The following is a 15,454-nucleotide window of genomic DNA, read 5'->3' on the forward strand; positions in this document are numbered from 1 at the left end:
GTTTAATATGTCAGCTAAAGACGTAAAATTTGGTGATTCAGCTCGCTCAAAAATGATTGCAGGGGTAAACGTACTTGCAGATGCGGTTAAAGTGACTTTAGGTCCTAAAGGCCGTAACGTTGTAATCGACCGTTCTTTCGGTGCGCCGCACATCACTAAAGATGGTGTAACTGTTGCTAAAGAAATTTCATTAAAAGACAAGTTTGAAAACATGGGTGCTCAACTTGTACGTGAAGTTTCAAGCAAGACTAACGACATCGCAGGTGACGGTACGACAACTGCAACTGTACTTGCTCAAGCAATTTTAAACGAAGGTATCAAATCAGTAACTGCTGGTATGAACCCAATGGATTTAAAACGCGGTATCGATATTGCAGTAAAAACTGTAGTTGAAAATATCCGTTCTATTGCTAAGCCAGCTGATGATTTCAAAGCAATTGAACAAGTTGGTTCTATCTCTGCTAACTCTGATACTACTGTTGGTAAACTTATCGCTCAAGCGATGGAAAAAGTAGGTAAAGAAGGCGTAATCACTGTAGAAGAAGGCTCTGGCTTTGAAGACGCATTAGATGTTGTAGAAGGTATGCAGTTTGACCGTGGTTATATCTCTCCATACTTTGCTAACAAGCAAGATACTTTGACTGCTGAACTTGAAAATCCGTTCATCCTTCTTGTTGATAAAAAAATCAGCAACATTCGTGAATTGATTTCTGTTTTAGAAGCAGTTGCTAAAACTGGTAAACCACTTCTTATCATCGCTGAAGATGTTGAAGGTGAAGCGCTTGCAACTCTTGTTGTAAACAACATGCGCGGTATTATCAAAGTATGTGCTGTTAAAGCTCCTGGTTTCGGTGACCGCCGTAAAGCAATGCTTCAAGACATCGCGATCTTGACTGGCGCAACTGTTATTTCTGAAGAAGTTGGTATGTCTTTAGAACAAGCGACTCTTCAAGATTTAGGTACAGCGCACAAAATCACTGTTTCTAAAGAAAATACAGTTATTGTTGATGGTGCTGGTGATGCTGCTGCTATCGCTGAGCGTGTTCAACAAATCCGTGCTCAAATCGAAGAATCTACTTCAGAGTATGACCGTGAAAAATTACAAGAACGCGTTGCTAAATTGGCAGGCGGTGTTGCTGTAATTAAAATCGGTGCAGCAACTGAAGTTGAAATGAAAGAGAAGAAAGACCGCGTTGACGACGCTCTTCACGCAACTCGTGCAGCAGTTGAAGAAGGTGTTGTTGCAGGTGGTGGTGTTGCGCTTGTACGTGCAGTAAATGCGCTTGAAGGCTTAAAAGGTGCTAACGAAGATCAAACTGCAGGTATCAACATTTTACGTCGTGCGATCGAAGCTCCACTTCGTCAAATCGTTGCGAACGCTGGTGATGAGCCATCTGTAGTAATCAATGCAGTTAAGAAAGGTGAAGGTAACTTCGGTTATAACGCTGCAACTGGTGAATATGGCGATATGTTAGAAATGGGTATCCTTGACCCAGCTAAAGTAACTCGTTCTGCACTTGAGCACGCTGCTTCTGTTGCTGGCTTAATGTTGACTACAGAATGTATGATCACTGACATTCCTGAAGACAAACCAGCTGCTCCAGACATGGGCGGTATGGGTGGAATGGGCGGCATGATGTAATAAACATCAACGTCTAAATAAAAAATCCCTGCAAATGCAGGGATTTTTTTATTTCTTATATAAATTAAGAAAAAGTTAAGTTGATATTCTTAAACTTATAGTCAGGAACAGTAGCTGTAGTTCCTCTTTTTTGTTACACCATGCTTATCCTCTTATAAGCATGGTTTTTTTTAACCTAATAAAATGATAAGCCATGTCACTGCAATAATTGAAAGCGCGACAAATTGAGCAGCACTTCCCATATCTTTAGCATTTTTAGAGAGTTGGTGTTTTTCAAGTGATACACGGTCAACTACCGCTTCAATCGCAGAATTGAATAGTTCTACAATAATTGCAAATAAACACACAACCACCATAAGTGCATGTTCACCGCGAGTTACATCTAGAAAAAAGCTAGTAGGGATAAGCACAACATTAATTAAAACAATTTGTCGGAAAGCGGCTTCATTTTTATAAGCTGCTTTAAATCCTGAAATTGAATAACCTGTCGCATTCAAGATGCGCTTTAGTCCGCTTTTGCCTTTGTAGGGAGAATAACTATTCATTCACTTATATTTTTAACACTTTTCATGCATTATATATCGCGGCCCTTAAAAAAAATATTAAATCTTTTTTAAAGATTTTGACTTTATAACTTGATAGAGAAGAAGAGATGAAAAAATTATTTGTAGCATTAGGACTTGTCATGGGTGGGTTACATGTAAGCTATGCAGAGCCTGCCTCAGCTCAACAAGTACCGGGATATTATAAGCATCAATTTGGTAATTACCGCATTACCTCATTACTTGACGGTACCATCTATTTAGACCCTAAGTTGTTCAAAAATTTGAGTCAGGCTGAGAAGACTAAAATTTTAACAAAATACGCCGCTGTTAATGAGAAAGGGGTTCAAACTTCGGTAAATGCATTCTTGGTAGATGACGGTAAAAGTTTAACTCTTGTTGATAGTGGTGCTTCAAGTTGTTTTGGCCCACAGTTGGGTTCAATTGCTAAAAATCTTGAATTGGCAGGCTATCAACTTGCTAACGTGAAAACGGTTTTGTTAACCCATCTACATCCAGACCATGTTTGTGGTATTGCTCAAAATGGAAAAGCTGTATTTCCTAATGCAACTATTTATGCACATGAACGTGAAGCTGACTATTGGTTAAATCCAGCTTCTGAAAAAACTGTACCCGCAGATAAAAAAGAAAACTATTTAGGCACGGTTAAAAATATAAAAGCTGCGCTTGCACCGTATCAAGCGAAAAAAGCTTTCAAGACCTTTAAAGATGGCGATGTCATTCAAGGTTTTGAAGTAATCAATACACAAGGGCATACACCGGGTCACCACAGTTTCCGTTTAAAGAGTAAAAATCAACAAATTGTCTTTGTGGGAGACATTGTCCACTCACATTCTTTGCAGTTTGATGCTCCAAAAACCGGCGTAGATTTTGATGTAAATTCTGAGCAGGCAATTAACACTCGTTTGAAAATGTTTGCTGAAATCTCAAATAAACAGCAATGGGTAGCTGCTCCACATTTGCCATTCCCAGGAATTGGCCATGTGTATAAAGTAAATGCAGAGCAATACCAATGGATTCCTCTATATTTTAATAACAGTGTTGATAAGTAAAAAAACAGGGCATTGAATGCCCTGTTTTTTTATTAAGTCTTTAACTATTTAGTTGCTTTCTCAAAATTATTGACTGCTTCACGGCCGAGTGCTGGGTCATCTGTAAAGATACCATCTACACCTGCTTTGAAATATGCTTCAAACTCTTTTAGAGCACCTGTCGGGCAACGCTCGGCAGGTTTATCGTTACATTTTAAAGGCTGAGGTAAAAAGTTATTTTCTGGACGGAAAGTATATGGGTGTACTTTTAAGCCAGCGGCATGTGCATCGCTAATAAATGAAGTAGTTTGTACTGAACCATCATTATTGAAATTGAGAATATAGTTTTTGCTTGGGCCTACACCATTTGCATATTTAGCAACATCTTTTAAGCTTTGCGCTGTAGCTAAATCACCATATGTTTTAGACACACCAGATTCAACAAAGTCTGCTGGTCGAGAAGTTTTTGCATCATATAACTGAATGATTTGTGCATGTTTAAGTGTTTTATGTAGATCAAGTTGATCTTTTAAATACTTTAAATTGCTGACTTCGAACGATTGCAAATAGATAGGGGCAATATCACGTGTATATTGATATTTGGCAAGAGTTTTAAGAAGTGTGTCTTCCATGGCCAAATTCTTGTTTTTAAAATAAGTTGGATGTTTGGTTTCAATATATAAGCCAATAATCTTTCCGGTTTTTTTATAATTTGCTTCGGCAAGTTCAATGACTTGTTCAAGTGTTGGAATTGAATACAGATCGTTATAAGCCGTATTTGCTGGTCGGAACTCAGGAATACGTTCACGTGCTTTAACTTGTTGCAATTCATTTAAAGTGAGGTCTTCCGTAAACCAACCCGTTAAATTGACACCATCAATATTTTTTGTGGTTTTACGGTCTGCAAATTGGGCAAGAGTACTGATATTGGTAGTACCACCAATTTCGTTTTCATGACGAGTAACCAATACACCGTCTTTTGTTGAAACCAGATCAGGTTCAATAAAGTCAGCACCATCATCAATCGCTTTTTGATATGAAGCCAAAGTATGTTCAGGACGTAAAGCGCTAGCGCCGCGGTGTCCAATCACTAAAATTTTAGGAAGTTGATATTCTGGTGTAGTTGGGGTTGTTTCGGTTTTATCATCGTCATTGCAACCGACCAAGCTAATTAAACTTAAGCATAAAAGTGCTTTTCTAAACATAATTCTACTCATATTGTTTTAGTTGAAACGACTCAAGTATTAGGATTTAGTTTGACATGATCATGAAGAATTCATGAATTTTAAGTGACACTATTTAACTGGTTCTTTATTGCTTTGTTGGAAATAGTGAATCACGCTTTGTTTTTGTCTTAATTACATTTATTGTTTTAATTCCACTTGTCTTTTTTACACCGCTCGTTGATGATCACAAAGTCTCAAAGCGGCATTTACTCCTGTTAATTAACGACATCATACCGAGCAGCCATGCTATCTAAATTTTTTATTCAGCGCCCCATTTTTGCCAATGTATTGGCGATCATTGTCATGGCTTTTGGTATTTTTTCGGTGATGCACTTGCCCGTAGAACGGTATCCCGATATTGCACCTCCGAAAATTACAGTGTCGGCAAGTTATAGCGGGGCAGATGCACAAACGGTTGAGCAAAGTGTTACCCAAATTTTAGAACAACAAATACAAGGGATTGATCACTTACTCTATTTTAGCTCATCAAGTGATTCATCAGGACGTAGCCGAATTACCATTAGTTTCGATAATGGAACCAACCCCGATACTGCTCAGGTCCAAGTCCAAAATAGTATTAGTGGCGTCATACGCCGTTTACCCGATGAAGTACAACGTCAAGGGGTGACAGTCAGTAAGTCACTAGGCGATACCTTTATGGTAATTGGTTTATACGACTCGACTGGTAAAACCGGAAATATTGAGCTGTCGGACTATTTAACTACACATGTTGTCGATAACTTAAACCGTATTGAAGGGGTGGGTGAAACGGATGTATTCGGTTCGCAATATGCGATGCGTATCTGGTTAAATCCAGACAAGTTAAAGCAATATAATTTAATGCCCAGTGATGTGGCTAATGCAATCACTGCTCAAAATACCCAAGTTGCTGCAGGTGCAATCGGTGATTTACCAGTCATTGATGGTCAATATCTAAATACAAAAGTGACAGCAGGTTCTCGACTAAAGACTGTTGATGATTTTAAAAATATTGTCGTAAAGTCAGATAAAACGGCGAGTTATGTTTATTTAAAAGATATTGCAAGAGTTGAGCTCGGTGCAGAAAACTATCAGTCTTTCAACACGATTAATGGTTATCCTGCTGCGGGTGTAAGTATATCTCTGTCCTCGGGCGCAAATGCTATTCAAACTTCTAAGCTCATCCATCAAACCTTAGATCAGCTCGCCGCTAAATTACCAGCAGGCTATAAAATCGTTTATCCACGAGATAATACGCCGTTTGTTCAAGAGTCGATTAAGGAAGTTGTAAAGACGCTTGTAGAAGCCATTATTTTGGTAATTTTGGTGATGTTCCTGTTTTTGCAAAGCTGGCGTGCAACACTCATTCCGAGTATTACCGTTCCGGTTGTGATTTTGGGAACTTTTGCAGTCTTATATGTGCTTGGTTTTAGTATTAACACATTAACGTTATTTGCACTGGTACTCGCTATTGGTTTGTTGGTTGATGATGCGATTGTCGTAGTTGAAAACGTTGAGCGGCTCATGCATGAACAGCACTTAACTCCAAAAGAAGCTGCAATTGAGTCAATGGGTGAAATTAGCGGTGCATTAGTCGGCATTACATTGGTTTTAACTGCTGTTTTTATTCCAATGTCTTTTTTAGGTGGTTCAATTGGCGTGATTTACCGTCAGTTTTCCATTACTTTAGTTGCCGCTATGGCATTATCGCTTACGGTTGCACTCATTTTAACGCCTGCATTGTGCGCATTAATTTTAAAACCTAATCCTGAACCTATGCGCTGGGCAGTGTGGTTTAACCAAAAAATTGATCAACTTAAAAATAAATATATCAAGCTTGTTCAGACGAGTATTCATTACAGTAAATCGGTTATTGTGATTTTTGTGGCGCTGATTGCAGTTTTTATGCTCTTCTACAGTGGTTTAAAAAGCGGCTTTATTCCTAAAGAAGACCAAGGTATTTTAAGTGTGCAAATTAAGCTGGTAGACAGTGCTCCAATTTCTGAAAGTCAGAAAATTGGTGAACAAGTGCGCCAATACTTTCTCACTAAAGAAGATAAAAATGTTGATCTGGTTTTAATTCGTTACGGTCGAAATAATGCCGGGACAGGACAAAATTTAGCGCAAGGCTTTATTGCTTTAAAACCTTGGGATGTACGTACGGCGAAAGAGGACTCGGCTGACGCTATACAAAAGCGTGCAATGAAATATTTCAGAAATTTTAGTAATGCTCAAATTAACGTGACCTTACCTCCTTCGGTAAATGGTTTGGGGCAGACTGATGGCTTGGATTTCTGGATTCAAGATTTAAATGGACAAGGGCAAAACTTCTTAGATGGTATGTTCCGTCAGTTACAGGCTCAAAGTAAAAACTATTCAACGTTTGAAAACTTTGATAAGCAGTCTACCAATAGTAAAGCAAATCTGAATATCAAAATTGACCAGAAACAGGCTTTGGCAAATGGTTTGGAACTCTCTGCAATTAATAACACTTTGTCGAGTGCATGGGGCGGAACTTACGTAAACGACTTTATTGATCGTGGACGTATTAAACGTGTCATGATTCAAGGCGATGCCGAGTTCAGATCTAAACCTGAAGATTTATATAATTGGTCTGTGCGTAATAATCAAAATGAAATGGTGCCTTTTAGTTCGTTTGCTAACTTTAGCTGGGGTGGGGCACCAGAAATTGTAAAACGCTATATGGGATATAGTGCTTTACAGTTACAGGCTGATGTTGCCGGTGGTAGCAGTTCTGGTCAGGCTATGAAAGATGTTGAACAACTCGTCAACCAGCAAAAAGATATTGGCTTGGCTTGGACTGGTCTGTCTTTTGAAGAACAGAAGTCGACCAATCAGGCGGTATGGTTATATCTGATTTCGGCAGGTTTTATTTTCTTATGTTTAGCTGCTTTGTATGAGAGCTTAAGTATTCCTGCTGCCGTGATGACTTCTATTCCGCTAGGTGTAGGAGGAAGTGTTATTTTCTCTTATATCTTTGGTTTACCAAATGACGTGTATTTCCAAATTGCACTTCTAACCACGATTGGATTGTCTTGTAAAAACGCAATTTTAATTGTTGAGTTTGCTGCATTAGCCCAAGAGAAAGGAAAGAATGCTATTCAGGCCGCTTTAGAAGGCGCAAGCTTGCGTTTAAGACCGATTTTAATGACTTCTTTAGCCTTTGGTGCAGGTGTGATTCCACTTGTATTTGCACAAGGCGCTGGTGCGGTGAGCCGCCAAGAAATTGGTATTAGTATTTTAGGTGGCGTAATGTTTGGTACTGTACTGGTTCTATTCTTTATTCCAGTTATGTATGTGTTATTACGTTCATTGTTTAAATCGAAAGCTTCAAGTTAAAAGCAAACAATTTAAAAACAGGCATTAAATCAAGTATATTAAGTTTAACTTCTCTTCATATATTTGATTTAGATGCCTCAAGAAAAAAAACTAACACAGCAGCAGGTCATCGCACTGGAACGGGACCTTGCCAAGTTTGCAACCATGATGGATAGCGCCGTCCGTATTCCTTTTACAAAGCAGGGTATTGGTGCCGATGCTGCTTTAAGTACTATTCCAATTGCTGGTGATGTTGCGGGTTTTGTCCTGACTTGCTACGCCATATATAAAGCCAAGCAAATTGGTGTGCCACAGCACAAGCTTACTCCCGTCATAAAATTGGCTGTAGTCGATGCTGTGGTGGGGTGTGTACCAGTTGCAGGAACTATTTTCGATATTTTTATACGTCCTAGTAGAAAAGCATTAGATGTGGTTCATACCCATATTCGTGAAGAATATGCGATTCAAAGTGATATACATGTTATTCATCCGTATTTACATGAAAAGCTTGAAAAGAAACAGCAACACTCAGCCTTCTGGCGTAATCCTGTTGTGAGTTGGCTATGGCTACATATACCGGATTTATTAGGGGTATTGATGCTTGTTCTGATTGGTTTAGCAATGTGGTGGGGGATTAGTTTTCTTTGGGGACTGGCCCATCATTCAGCCTAATAAAAAAGCCTCCAACTGGAGGCTTTTTTATTTACTGTGTTATGGGCAATCTAACTGATGTAGAGCTGCGACACGCTGTTCAATCGTTGGGTGAGTTTGGAACAAAGCAGCTAAGCTGAAACCTTGTTCTTTACCTTCCGCAATCGCGAACGCTTTCATTTCTTTTGGCATTTGGTCTGGTAACTCTGTTTCAGCTTGCAAACGTAATAAAGCAGAAATCATTGCTTGTTTACCAGCTAAACGGGCACCGGCTTCATCTGCACGGTATTCACGGTAACGAGAGAACCACATTACAATAGCAGAAGCTAGAATACCGAACACGATATCTAAAACCATCGTAATGAGGAAGTAACCCATACCAGGTGCTTCATTGTCTTGACGACCAAAAACATTACGGTCGATAAAATCACCTACTACACGAGCAAAGAACATAACAAAGGCGTTTACAACACCTTGGATGAGTGCCAAGGTGACCATGTCACCATTTGCAACGTGACCAATCTCGTGCGCAAGCACGGCACGTAGCTCATCTTTGTTCATACGCTCAAGTAGACCGCTTGAAACGGCAACTAACGCATCATTTTTATTCCAGCCTGTTGCGAAAGCATTAGACTGATATGAAGGGAAGATACCAACTTCTGGCATATTAATACCAGCACGTTGAGAAAGTTCAGCGACTGTTTGCAATAACCAGCTTTCAGCTTGGTTACGAGGAGCATTTGGGTCAATCAGTTCTGTACCAGTAGTTTTCTTAGCCATCCATTTGGACATAAATAGAGAGACTAAAGAGCCCACCATACCAAACACAAAACAGATGACTAAAAGGTTGCCTAGATTTAAGCCACCCGCGCCATGGTAACTACCGACACCGAAGAGTGACAAAATAATGCCAGCTACAACCAGTACCGCGAGGTTGGTAAGCAAAAACAAACCAATCCGCATCATTGAGAAAATCCTCTTATAAATAAAATATTATCTGATTTATAAATTATAAATCACTCAGCTAATATGCGGCGCTTGGGGGAAAAATTCAAGGAAAAAATAAGGAATCGATACATTCTTTCCGGTATACGAATGTATTCAAATTAAACAAGTTATTTATAAGGCCCGTCTAAATACTAGGGTCGGGGTAATAGATCATTACAATTTTTAGACGATGGGCCTTATTAAAGCATGAGCTGCAAAGTATGCGGTTTTTAATTTTACTCAATTCTGATATGGGCAATTGCCGTTGCATTATTGGTGACATAAGTCCCTGTTGGTGCATCGGTATAGGTGCCATCAGACAATGTCACGATTTGGCGTGCAGAAGAATATTTAACAGGTTTAGCCGATACTTGTTGAGTTGTGGTGGTTTGGGTCAACTCTGGCTGATTTACAGTCTGGGTAGAAATATTTGAATTACTAAAAGATGAAAGGCTTACACCAGAAGAATATAAGTTTTGATATCGACTTGTGACTCGTCGTACATAATCTTGGGTTTCACGGAATGGCGGAATGCCGCCGTATTTATCCACGTTCCCTTCACCTGCATTATAAGCCGCAAGAGCCATTTGCGTATTGCCGTTAAATCGTTTGAGCAACCAACTTAGATATTTAGCACCAGCAAAGATATTTTGCTGAGGATCATAAGCATTAGATACGTTAAAACGGCGAGCAGTAGCTGGCATGAGTTGCATTAAACCTTGCGCACCCACAGGAGAATGAGCATTCACATTAAAACCAGATTCGGTATGCATGACTGCCTTAATTAGACCTTCGGATACACCATGCTGTTGTGCTGCTTGTTTAATAATATGGTCAAAAGCATTTTTATTTTTGCTATAGCTTGGTAGAACAGAAGCTTCTGAAGCGCCCCAGTTTGTATAACTATGAATATTACTATCGGGGTAGTAAGTCACCTTTACTTTCTTGAGTGAATGATCATAGCTTTTACGGTTAGTGAGTAAAGTGCTGCCATTTTTGTCTTGGTAAATGTACATTTGACCCGCTAAAGTCGGTGTTATACCTACCGAAAAAGTGGTCATCCCCAGTAAACACGAAAAAAGATATTGAACCGAATTTTTCATTTTATGTTATTCACAATTTTAAGGTATTCGTAACTAGTCAAAGAGTTTATCAAAAAATATTACAGAAAGAAGTTTTGTGTAATTTTTTTTATTTTTGCTCTTTTAAAAAATCAAGCTGTTTTGTTCGAATGATCATCAAAAAAAATTAAAAAAAATTTTTAAAATGATTCTATTGACTTGTCTAACTATTTGAAAATTAAAGACAAAAATCATTGGTTAAAAAATGATCAATTTAAATAAAACCCTTAACAGAAGGTGAAAACAGTTTGTCAAGTATTAAGAAATCCACAATTTTATCCACAGGTTTTGTGGAAAACTGTGGAAAAGTCCAAAAAGTAAGCATTTTGCGCAAAAAATGAACTCATCGGTCAAAATGGAGCACTGCTTTTGCATCATGCCTGAGCATTATGACGACTTCAAGAATTGAAACTATTCTTTTGATGCGATTCCCGTCCGAATCATATAAAATTGCGCGGTATTTTTATTTATGGGTATATCTCGTCTATGTACGCGCCAGTTGAGTCCAACGAAGGATTTAATTTTAAGCCTGAACTTCCAACAAGCTCGGCCTATTATCGTTTGCTTAAGAAGCTTCGCCGTCAAGTTGGACATGCCATCCGTGACTTCAACATGATTGAAGATGGTGACAAGGTCATGGTGTGTGTGTCTGGTGGTAAAGACAGTTATACCTTGCTCGACATTTTGTTGCAGTTCAAACGTATTGCACCAATCAACTTTGATATTGTTGCGGTTAACCTTGACCAAAAACAGCCGGGCTTTCCAGAAGATGTGTTACCACGCTATATGGAAGAAAATAACATTCCATATTACATTTTGGAAAAAGACACTTATACCATTACTAAACGTTTAACACCTGAAGGTAAAACATACTGTGCAGTGTGTTCACGTTTACGCCGTGGTTCGCTTTATGGCTTTGCTCAAGAAATTGGTGCCACTAAAGTTGCGTTAGGCCATCACCGTGATGATATTATTGCAACTTTCTTCTTGAACTTATTCCATGGCGGTAGCTTAAAAGCAATGCCACCTAAGCTTTTGTCTTCGGATAAGAAAAATATTTTGATTCGTCCTTTAGCTTATGTTGAAGAAAAAGACATTATCAAATATGCAGAATTACGTAAGTTCCCAATTATCCCGTGTAACCTTTGTGGTTCACAAGAGAACTTACAACGTGCCATGCTTAATGAAATGTTGCGTGAGTGGGATAAACAATATCCGAAACGTTTACACAGTATTTTTGGTGCGTTACAAAACGTGTCTCCGTCTCAGTTAGCAGACCGTGATTTGTTTGATTTCGAAGCGCTAGATTCTCAGCGCGAGATCGACTTTAAAGACCCTGAAGAACTTAAAAAACGTTTAGATGTCGTGAACTTAAGTTTTGCTGCTGAATAAAACAATTAAGTAAGTCAATTAAAGGCACTTTATAAACAAGTGCCTTTAATGTATCAAAATACTAAAAAATGAATGTTCCGTACAAAAAGTCATAGCCCAACCTTAAAATTACATGCTATAACAACGCACAAGCAGAAGTGCTTCATATGATGTTGTCTGGATAGGCAACTAACTAGAGAAATTGAACAAATAAATTTGAGGAAGAATCATGCCTGCATTTTTAACTGATGATTGGTTTGCGACTGTCGAAAAATTAACTGCTGAAGCAGGTGATCTTAATTTGCCACCAGCTCTTGCGAATTTGGCAATTAATTTAGTAGTTACAGATGCTTCTGGAAATACCGAATTAGCGTTAGATGGGGGTAAAATCCAAAAAGGTTTGTCTTCAAATGCCAAAACAACTTTAAACATGGATGCTGAAACTTTACGTAAAGTATTCCTAGAGTTTGATATGGCTGCAGCTATGCAAGCATTCATGACTGGTAAAATTAAAGTTCAAGGCGACATGTCTCAGTTAATGGCTTTACAAACAGCTAAACCAAGCCAAGAACAAAAAGATTTGTTCAAGAAAGTATTAGAACAAACAGCTTAATTCTAAAAGAATTCATATAAAAAGCTTACCCCAAGAGGTAAGCTTTTTATTGATACAAACAATGAATTTATCAACTTTTAAAACAATAAAACTAGATATTGATTCGTGTTTGAGCCGTTTTAATATGCTCAAGATAAGCACGGATACGAGTCACATACTGTACCGCTTGTTTGTATCGACCATTTCGCATTTGATTGCGTTGTAAATAGTCATAGAGATTAACCCATTGGTTTGGGTCTTTTCCTTGGGTTTGTAAGCGCTTCTGGATCTGGTTGACTGCTCCCGGACCCATATTGTAGGCCACAAGGGCATACCAGTTACGATCTGGGTAGGGAATATCACCATACTCACTTAGCATGAGATCATAATATTTCGCACCGCCCTGAATGCTTTGCGCTGGATCGCTACGGTTACTTACACCCATTGCCCGAGCTGTACTGTTGGTTAACATCATTAACCCGCGTACGCCTGTTGGTGAAACAGACTCTGGCTTAAGATACGATTCTTGATAGCTCATTGCTGCAAGCAAATGCCAATCTAAATCATACTTGGCCGCGCTTTGTTTAAAGCTGGCTTTGTAAATAGGTAGACGTGTACTTATATCACGTTGAATCGTCGACCAAGACTCAGGTTTTACAACGTTACGGTTATAAAATGAAGCCAGTTGTTGAGTCAGACCATTTTGCTTGCTTTGACAAACAAAACCACTGGCTGTTTGTGTAAGAGGATCATCTGCTTGTTTAAACACCCAGCTTAAATCGGGATTTAATCCATTTTTTTGCAAATTTACGATGTCACCACAACTTGCAGAAAAAGACATTAAACCTTTGTTCTCGATTGAGCTTAAGCTCGCGGTCGTCATGGCAAGATTTGCTTTACCTTGCTGGACCCACTTGAGTGCGGTGGCGTTATCTGCCACGATTTTGAAGTCCAACTTTACATTTAAGCTTTGTGCATAGTTACGAGCCAAGTCATAACCGAAGCCATGTAAAAATTGATCTTCTTTAAAAACAGTAGTTGGGCTTTCTACAGCAACTACGGTTAATGTGTTGGTGTTAACTACAGTATTGTACTGTAGGGTTTTTCCTGCATTGATACTATGAAAGGGAAAAAACATAGTGCTGAGCGCAAGAACTTTCAATGGGAGAGAAGAAAATAAAGAGTTAAGGCTAAGCCTCGACCCAGAACTTGAATTACTGTGCATGTTGTCTCCGCTACAGATAATTTATGCCCTAAAAGCCAGACAAAAAGCTGCCATAACTTTTAAAAGTTGATAAATTCAATAAGGGGTGGGCAGTCATGACGTCATTCAAAATGACATGAAATGAAAAAAATAAACTATGTAGAAAATCTACAAAGTTTTTGGTTGGGTTAAAAAATACTCAACATTTAAGATGCGCGCATCATAATCTTCAAAAAAAAGATTGTCAAATTTTGAACAATTAAATATTCGATATATCAACATAACAACATGAATTTATTAAGGAAGAAAATTTATACACTTCTGATATGAGTAAATAGGGTATAAAATGCTACATCTTGTAAGCAGTATGTTGTTCATCAGTGGTTTTTTATCATGAAATCTAACTTAATCACTCGGTCAGGACATGACAAATTAGTTGCTGAATTAAAACAACTTTGGCATGAAGAACGACCAGAAATCACAAAGAAAGTGAATTGGGCGGCAAGCCTTGGCGACCGCAGTGAAAATGCCGATTATCAGTACAATAAGCAGCTGCTTAGAAAAATTGATCGACGGGTACGCTATTTAGGAAAACGTTTAGAAGAGTTAAAAATTGTCGATTATGCTCCCGAGCAAGAAGGCAAAGTTTACTTTGGCGCTTGGGTCGAAATTGAAAATGAAGAAGGTGAACAAAAAACTTTACGTATCGTAGGGATTGATGAAATTTATGATCATCATCCTCAACATATCTCGATTGAGTCGCCAATGGCACGTGCACTCTTGAGTAAACAAGTCGATGATGAGGTTGAAGTGCACACTCCTTTAGGTAAAAAGCTTTGGTATATCAATGCAATTCGTTATGAAAAGCCTAAAAATGATGAAATTTAAATAGATTTGTTTTTATTTTGAGCGTTTGAATTAAAAATTAAATAAAAGATTTGCCAACTTGCATTTTTGTTTATATTATAGCGCTCGTTGGAAGCGTGGCAGAGCGGTTTAATGCACCGGTCTTGAAAACCGACGAGGGTGTGAGTCCTCCGTGAGTTCGAATCTCACCGCTTCCGCCAAAATTCTTAAAAGCCCTTGTTAATGACAAGGGCTTTTTTTATGTCTATAAATTACTTAAAAAATTATATTGCTCTGTTTCATAAATTTCTAAGTATGATCTCTCCTGTGCGTGGGTTCGTTAAAGTCACATTTTCTAGCGCCTGAATACACCAAGAGTTATTTTCCTTAACAAGGACGGTGAGAAGAAGGGTATCAATTTGATGGGGACCCTGAGGATGAGCTAAGCCTGCGGTTAGACGACTCCAAAAATGTGAAATACAGATATCATTAGTTAAAGAGGTGACGTCTATGAGTTCATTCTCTAGTGTTGAATCGCTATAGATGGTGTCATGAATAGGCTGGTGAAGAGCAATAATTTCATCAATGCCTTTAACGTAATGACCGAAACGATTAACAAAAGTCGCATCTTGATGAAAAAGTGCTGCAAAGGCCTTCATATCATGATTATTCCAAGCGGCTTGAAATGCTAGGGGAATGTCTTCTGGGTTTATTATGTGTTGACTCATATGATCCCTACTATTTAAGTTCTTAAGTCTATTTTCAATATATTATAAATGAAGGGACTTCGACCTGCTTAAACGTAACAGCAGCCCTCTTTCTTCATATGTTTGAGATTCTATATAAACAAACAATACTTGCAGCGCAAAACAGGGAGAACTTCTTCATAACTAAACGATATT

Annotated in this window: 12 protein-coding genes, 1 tRNA gene and 1 pseudogene; 8 read left to right on the forward strand and 6 right to left on the reverse strand. The window is 38.5% G+C overall.

The window, feature by feature from the left end; translation table 11 throughout:
* The first annotated feature begins 7 nt into the window (after positions 1–7).
* Positions 8–1,642 carry a chaperonin GroEL gene (groL, locus tag J576_RS00185; RefSeq protein WP_002048605.1) on the forward strand — a complete coding sequence of 545 codons (1,635 nt, stop codon included), beginning with the start codon at positions 8–10 and terminating at the stop codon, positions 1,640–1,642.
* Positions 1,643–1,812: 170 nt separating this feature from the next.
* Here the strand turns inward: groL and J576_RS00190 are convergent, their stop codons facing one another.
* Positions 1,813–2,187 carry a diacylglycerol kinase gene (locus J576_RS00190; protein WP_004699662.1) on the reverse strand — a complete coding sequence of 125 codons (375 nt, stop codon included), beginning with the start codon at positions 2,185–2,187 and terminating at the stop codon, positions 1,813–1,815.
* A 107-nt stretch (positions 2,188–2,294) separates the two neighbouring features.
* Here J576_RS00190 and J576_RS00195 point away from each other — a divergent pair, with 107 nt between their 5' ends.
* Entirely contained in the window at positions 2,295–3,257 is a 963-nt protein-coding gene (locus J576_RS00195; RefSeq protein WP_004885578.1) for an MBL fold metallo-hydrolase, read from the forward strand.
* 44 nt (positions 3,258–3,301) lie between these two features.
* Here the strand turns inward: J576_RS00195 and J576_RS00200 are convergent, their stop codons facing one another.
* Positions 3,302–4,441, reverse strand: a complete 1,140-nt coding sequence (locus J576_RS00200) for a glycerophosphodiester phosphodiesterase (protein ID WP_002048491.1) — start codon at positions 4,439–4,441, stop codon at positions 3,302–3,304.
* A 264-nt stretch (positions 4,442–4,705) separates the two neighbouring features.
* Here J576_RS00200 and J576_RS00205 point away from each other — a divergent pair, with 264 nt between their 5' ends.
* Together J576_RS00205 and J576_RS00210 are read left to right on the forward strand one after the other, a co-directional pair.
* The gene (locus J576_RS00205) at positions 4,706–7,801 is read left to right on the forward strand and encodes a multidrug efflux RND transporter permease subunit (protein ID WP_002048493.1); all 3,096 of its coding nucleotides are present in this window, start codon (positions 4,706–4,708) and stop codon (positions 7,799–7,801) included.
* A 72-nt stretch (positions 7,802–7,873) separates the two neighbouring features.
* Entirely contained in the window at positions 7,874–8,452 is a 579-nt protein-coding gene (locus J576_RS00210; RefSeq protein ID WP_002048590.1) for a DUF4112 domain-containing protein, read from the forward strand.
* 39 nt (positions 8,453–8,491) lie between these two features.
* On the opposite strand, the gene htpX is transcribed toward J576_RS00210, so the two are convergent.
* On the reverse strand, positions 8,492–9,397 hold the full coding sequence (gene htpX, locus J576_RS00215) for a protease HtpX (RefSeq protein WP_002048489.1): 906 nt from the start codon (positions 9,395–9,397) through the stop codon (positions 8,492–8,494).
* A gap of 257 nt (positions 9,398–9,654) precedes the next feature.
* On the reverse strand, positions 9,655–10,521 hold the full coding sequence (locus J576_RS00220) for a lytic transglycosylase domain-containing protein (RefSeq protein WP_002048562.1): 867 nt from the start codon (positions 10,519–10,521) through the stop codon (positions 9,655–9,657).
* Positions 10,522–11,025: 504 nt separating this feature from the next.
* Here J576_RS00220 and ttcA point away from each other — a divergent pair.
* Together ttcA and J576_RS00230 are read left to right on the forward strand one after the other, a co-directional pair.
* Positions 11,026–11,931 (forward strand): tRNA 2-thiocytidine(32) synthetase TtcA, encoded by a 906-nt coding sequence (gene ttcA, locus J576_RS00225; RefSeq protein ID WP_002048552.1) that lies wholly within the window; start codon positions 11,026–11,028, stop codon positions 11,929–11,931.
* Between the two features lie 208 nt (positions 11,932–12,139).
* Positions 12,140–12,523, forward strand: coding sequence for an SCP2 sterol-binding domain-containing protein (locus J576_RS00230; RefSeq protein WP_001110719.1), 384 nt, complete (start codon positions 12,140–12,142; stop codon positions 12,521–12,523).
* 91 nt (positions 12,524–12,614) lie between these two features.
* Here the strand turns inward: J576_RS00230 and J576_RS00235 are convergent, their stop codons facing one another.
* Positions 12,615–13,727 carry an MltF family protein gene (locus J576_RS00235; RefSeq protein ID WP_025467683.1) on the reverse strand — a complete coding sequence of 371 codons (1,113 nt, stop codon included), beginning with the start codon at positions 13,725–13,727 and terminating at the stop codon, positions 12,615–12,617.
* 372 nt (positions 13,728–14,099) lie between these two features.
* Here J576_RS00235 and greB point away from each other — a divergent pair, with 372 nt between their 5' ends.
* Both greB and J576_RS00245 read left to right on the forward strand, forming a co-directional pair.
* Positions 14,100–14,594 carry a transcription elongation factor GreB gene (greB, locus tag J576_RS00240; protein ID WP_002048569.1) on the forward strand — a complete coding sequence of 165 codons (495 nt, stop codon included), beginning with the start codon at positions 14,100–14,102 and terminating at the stop codon, positions 14,592–14,594.
* 89 nt (positions 14,595–14,683) lie between these two features.
* A tRNA-Ser gene (locus tag J576_RS00245) sits at positions 14,684–14,773 on the forward strand.
* 78 nt (positions 14,774–14,851) lie between these two features.
* On the opposite strand, the pseudogene J576_RS00250 reads toward J576_RS00245, so the two are convergent.
* Positions 14,852–15,326, reverse strand: a pseudogene (locus tag J576_RS00250) (SgcJ/EcaC family oxidoreductase).
* Positions 15,327–15,454 lie beyond the last annotated feature (128 nt).

The sequence above is a fragment of the Acinetobacter sp. 766875 genome (assembly GCF_000582055.1).
In the GTDB taxonomy this organism is placed as follows: domain Bacteria; phylum Pseudomonadota; class Gammaproteobacteria; order Pseudomonadales; family Moraxellaceae; genus Acinetobacter; species Acinetobacter nosocomialis.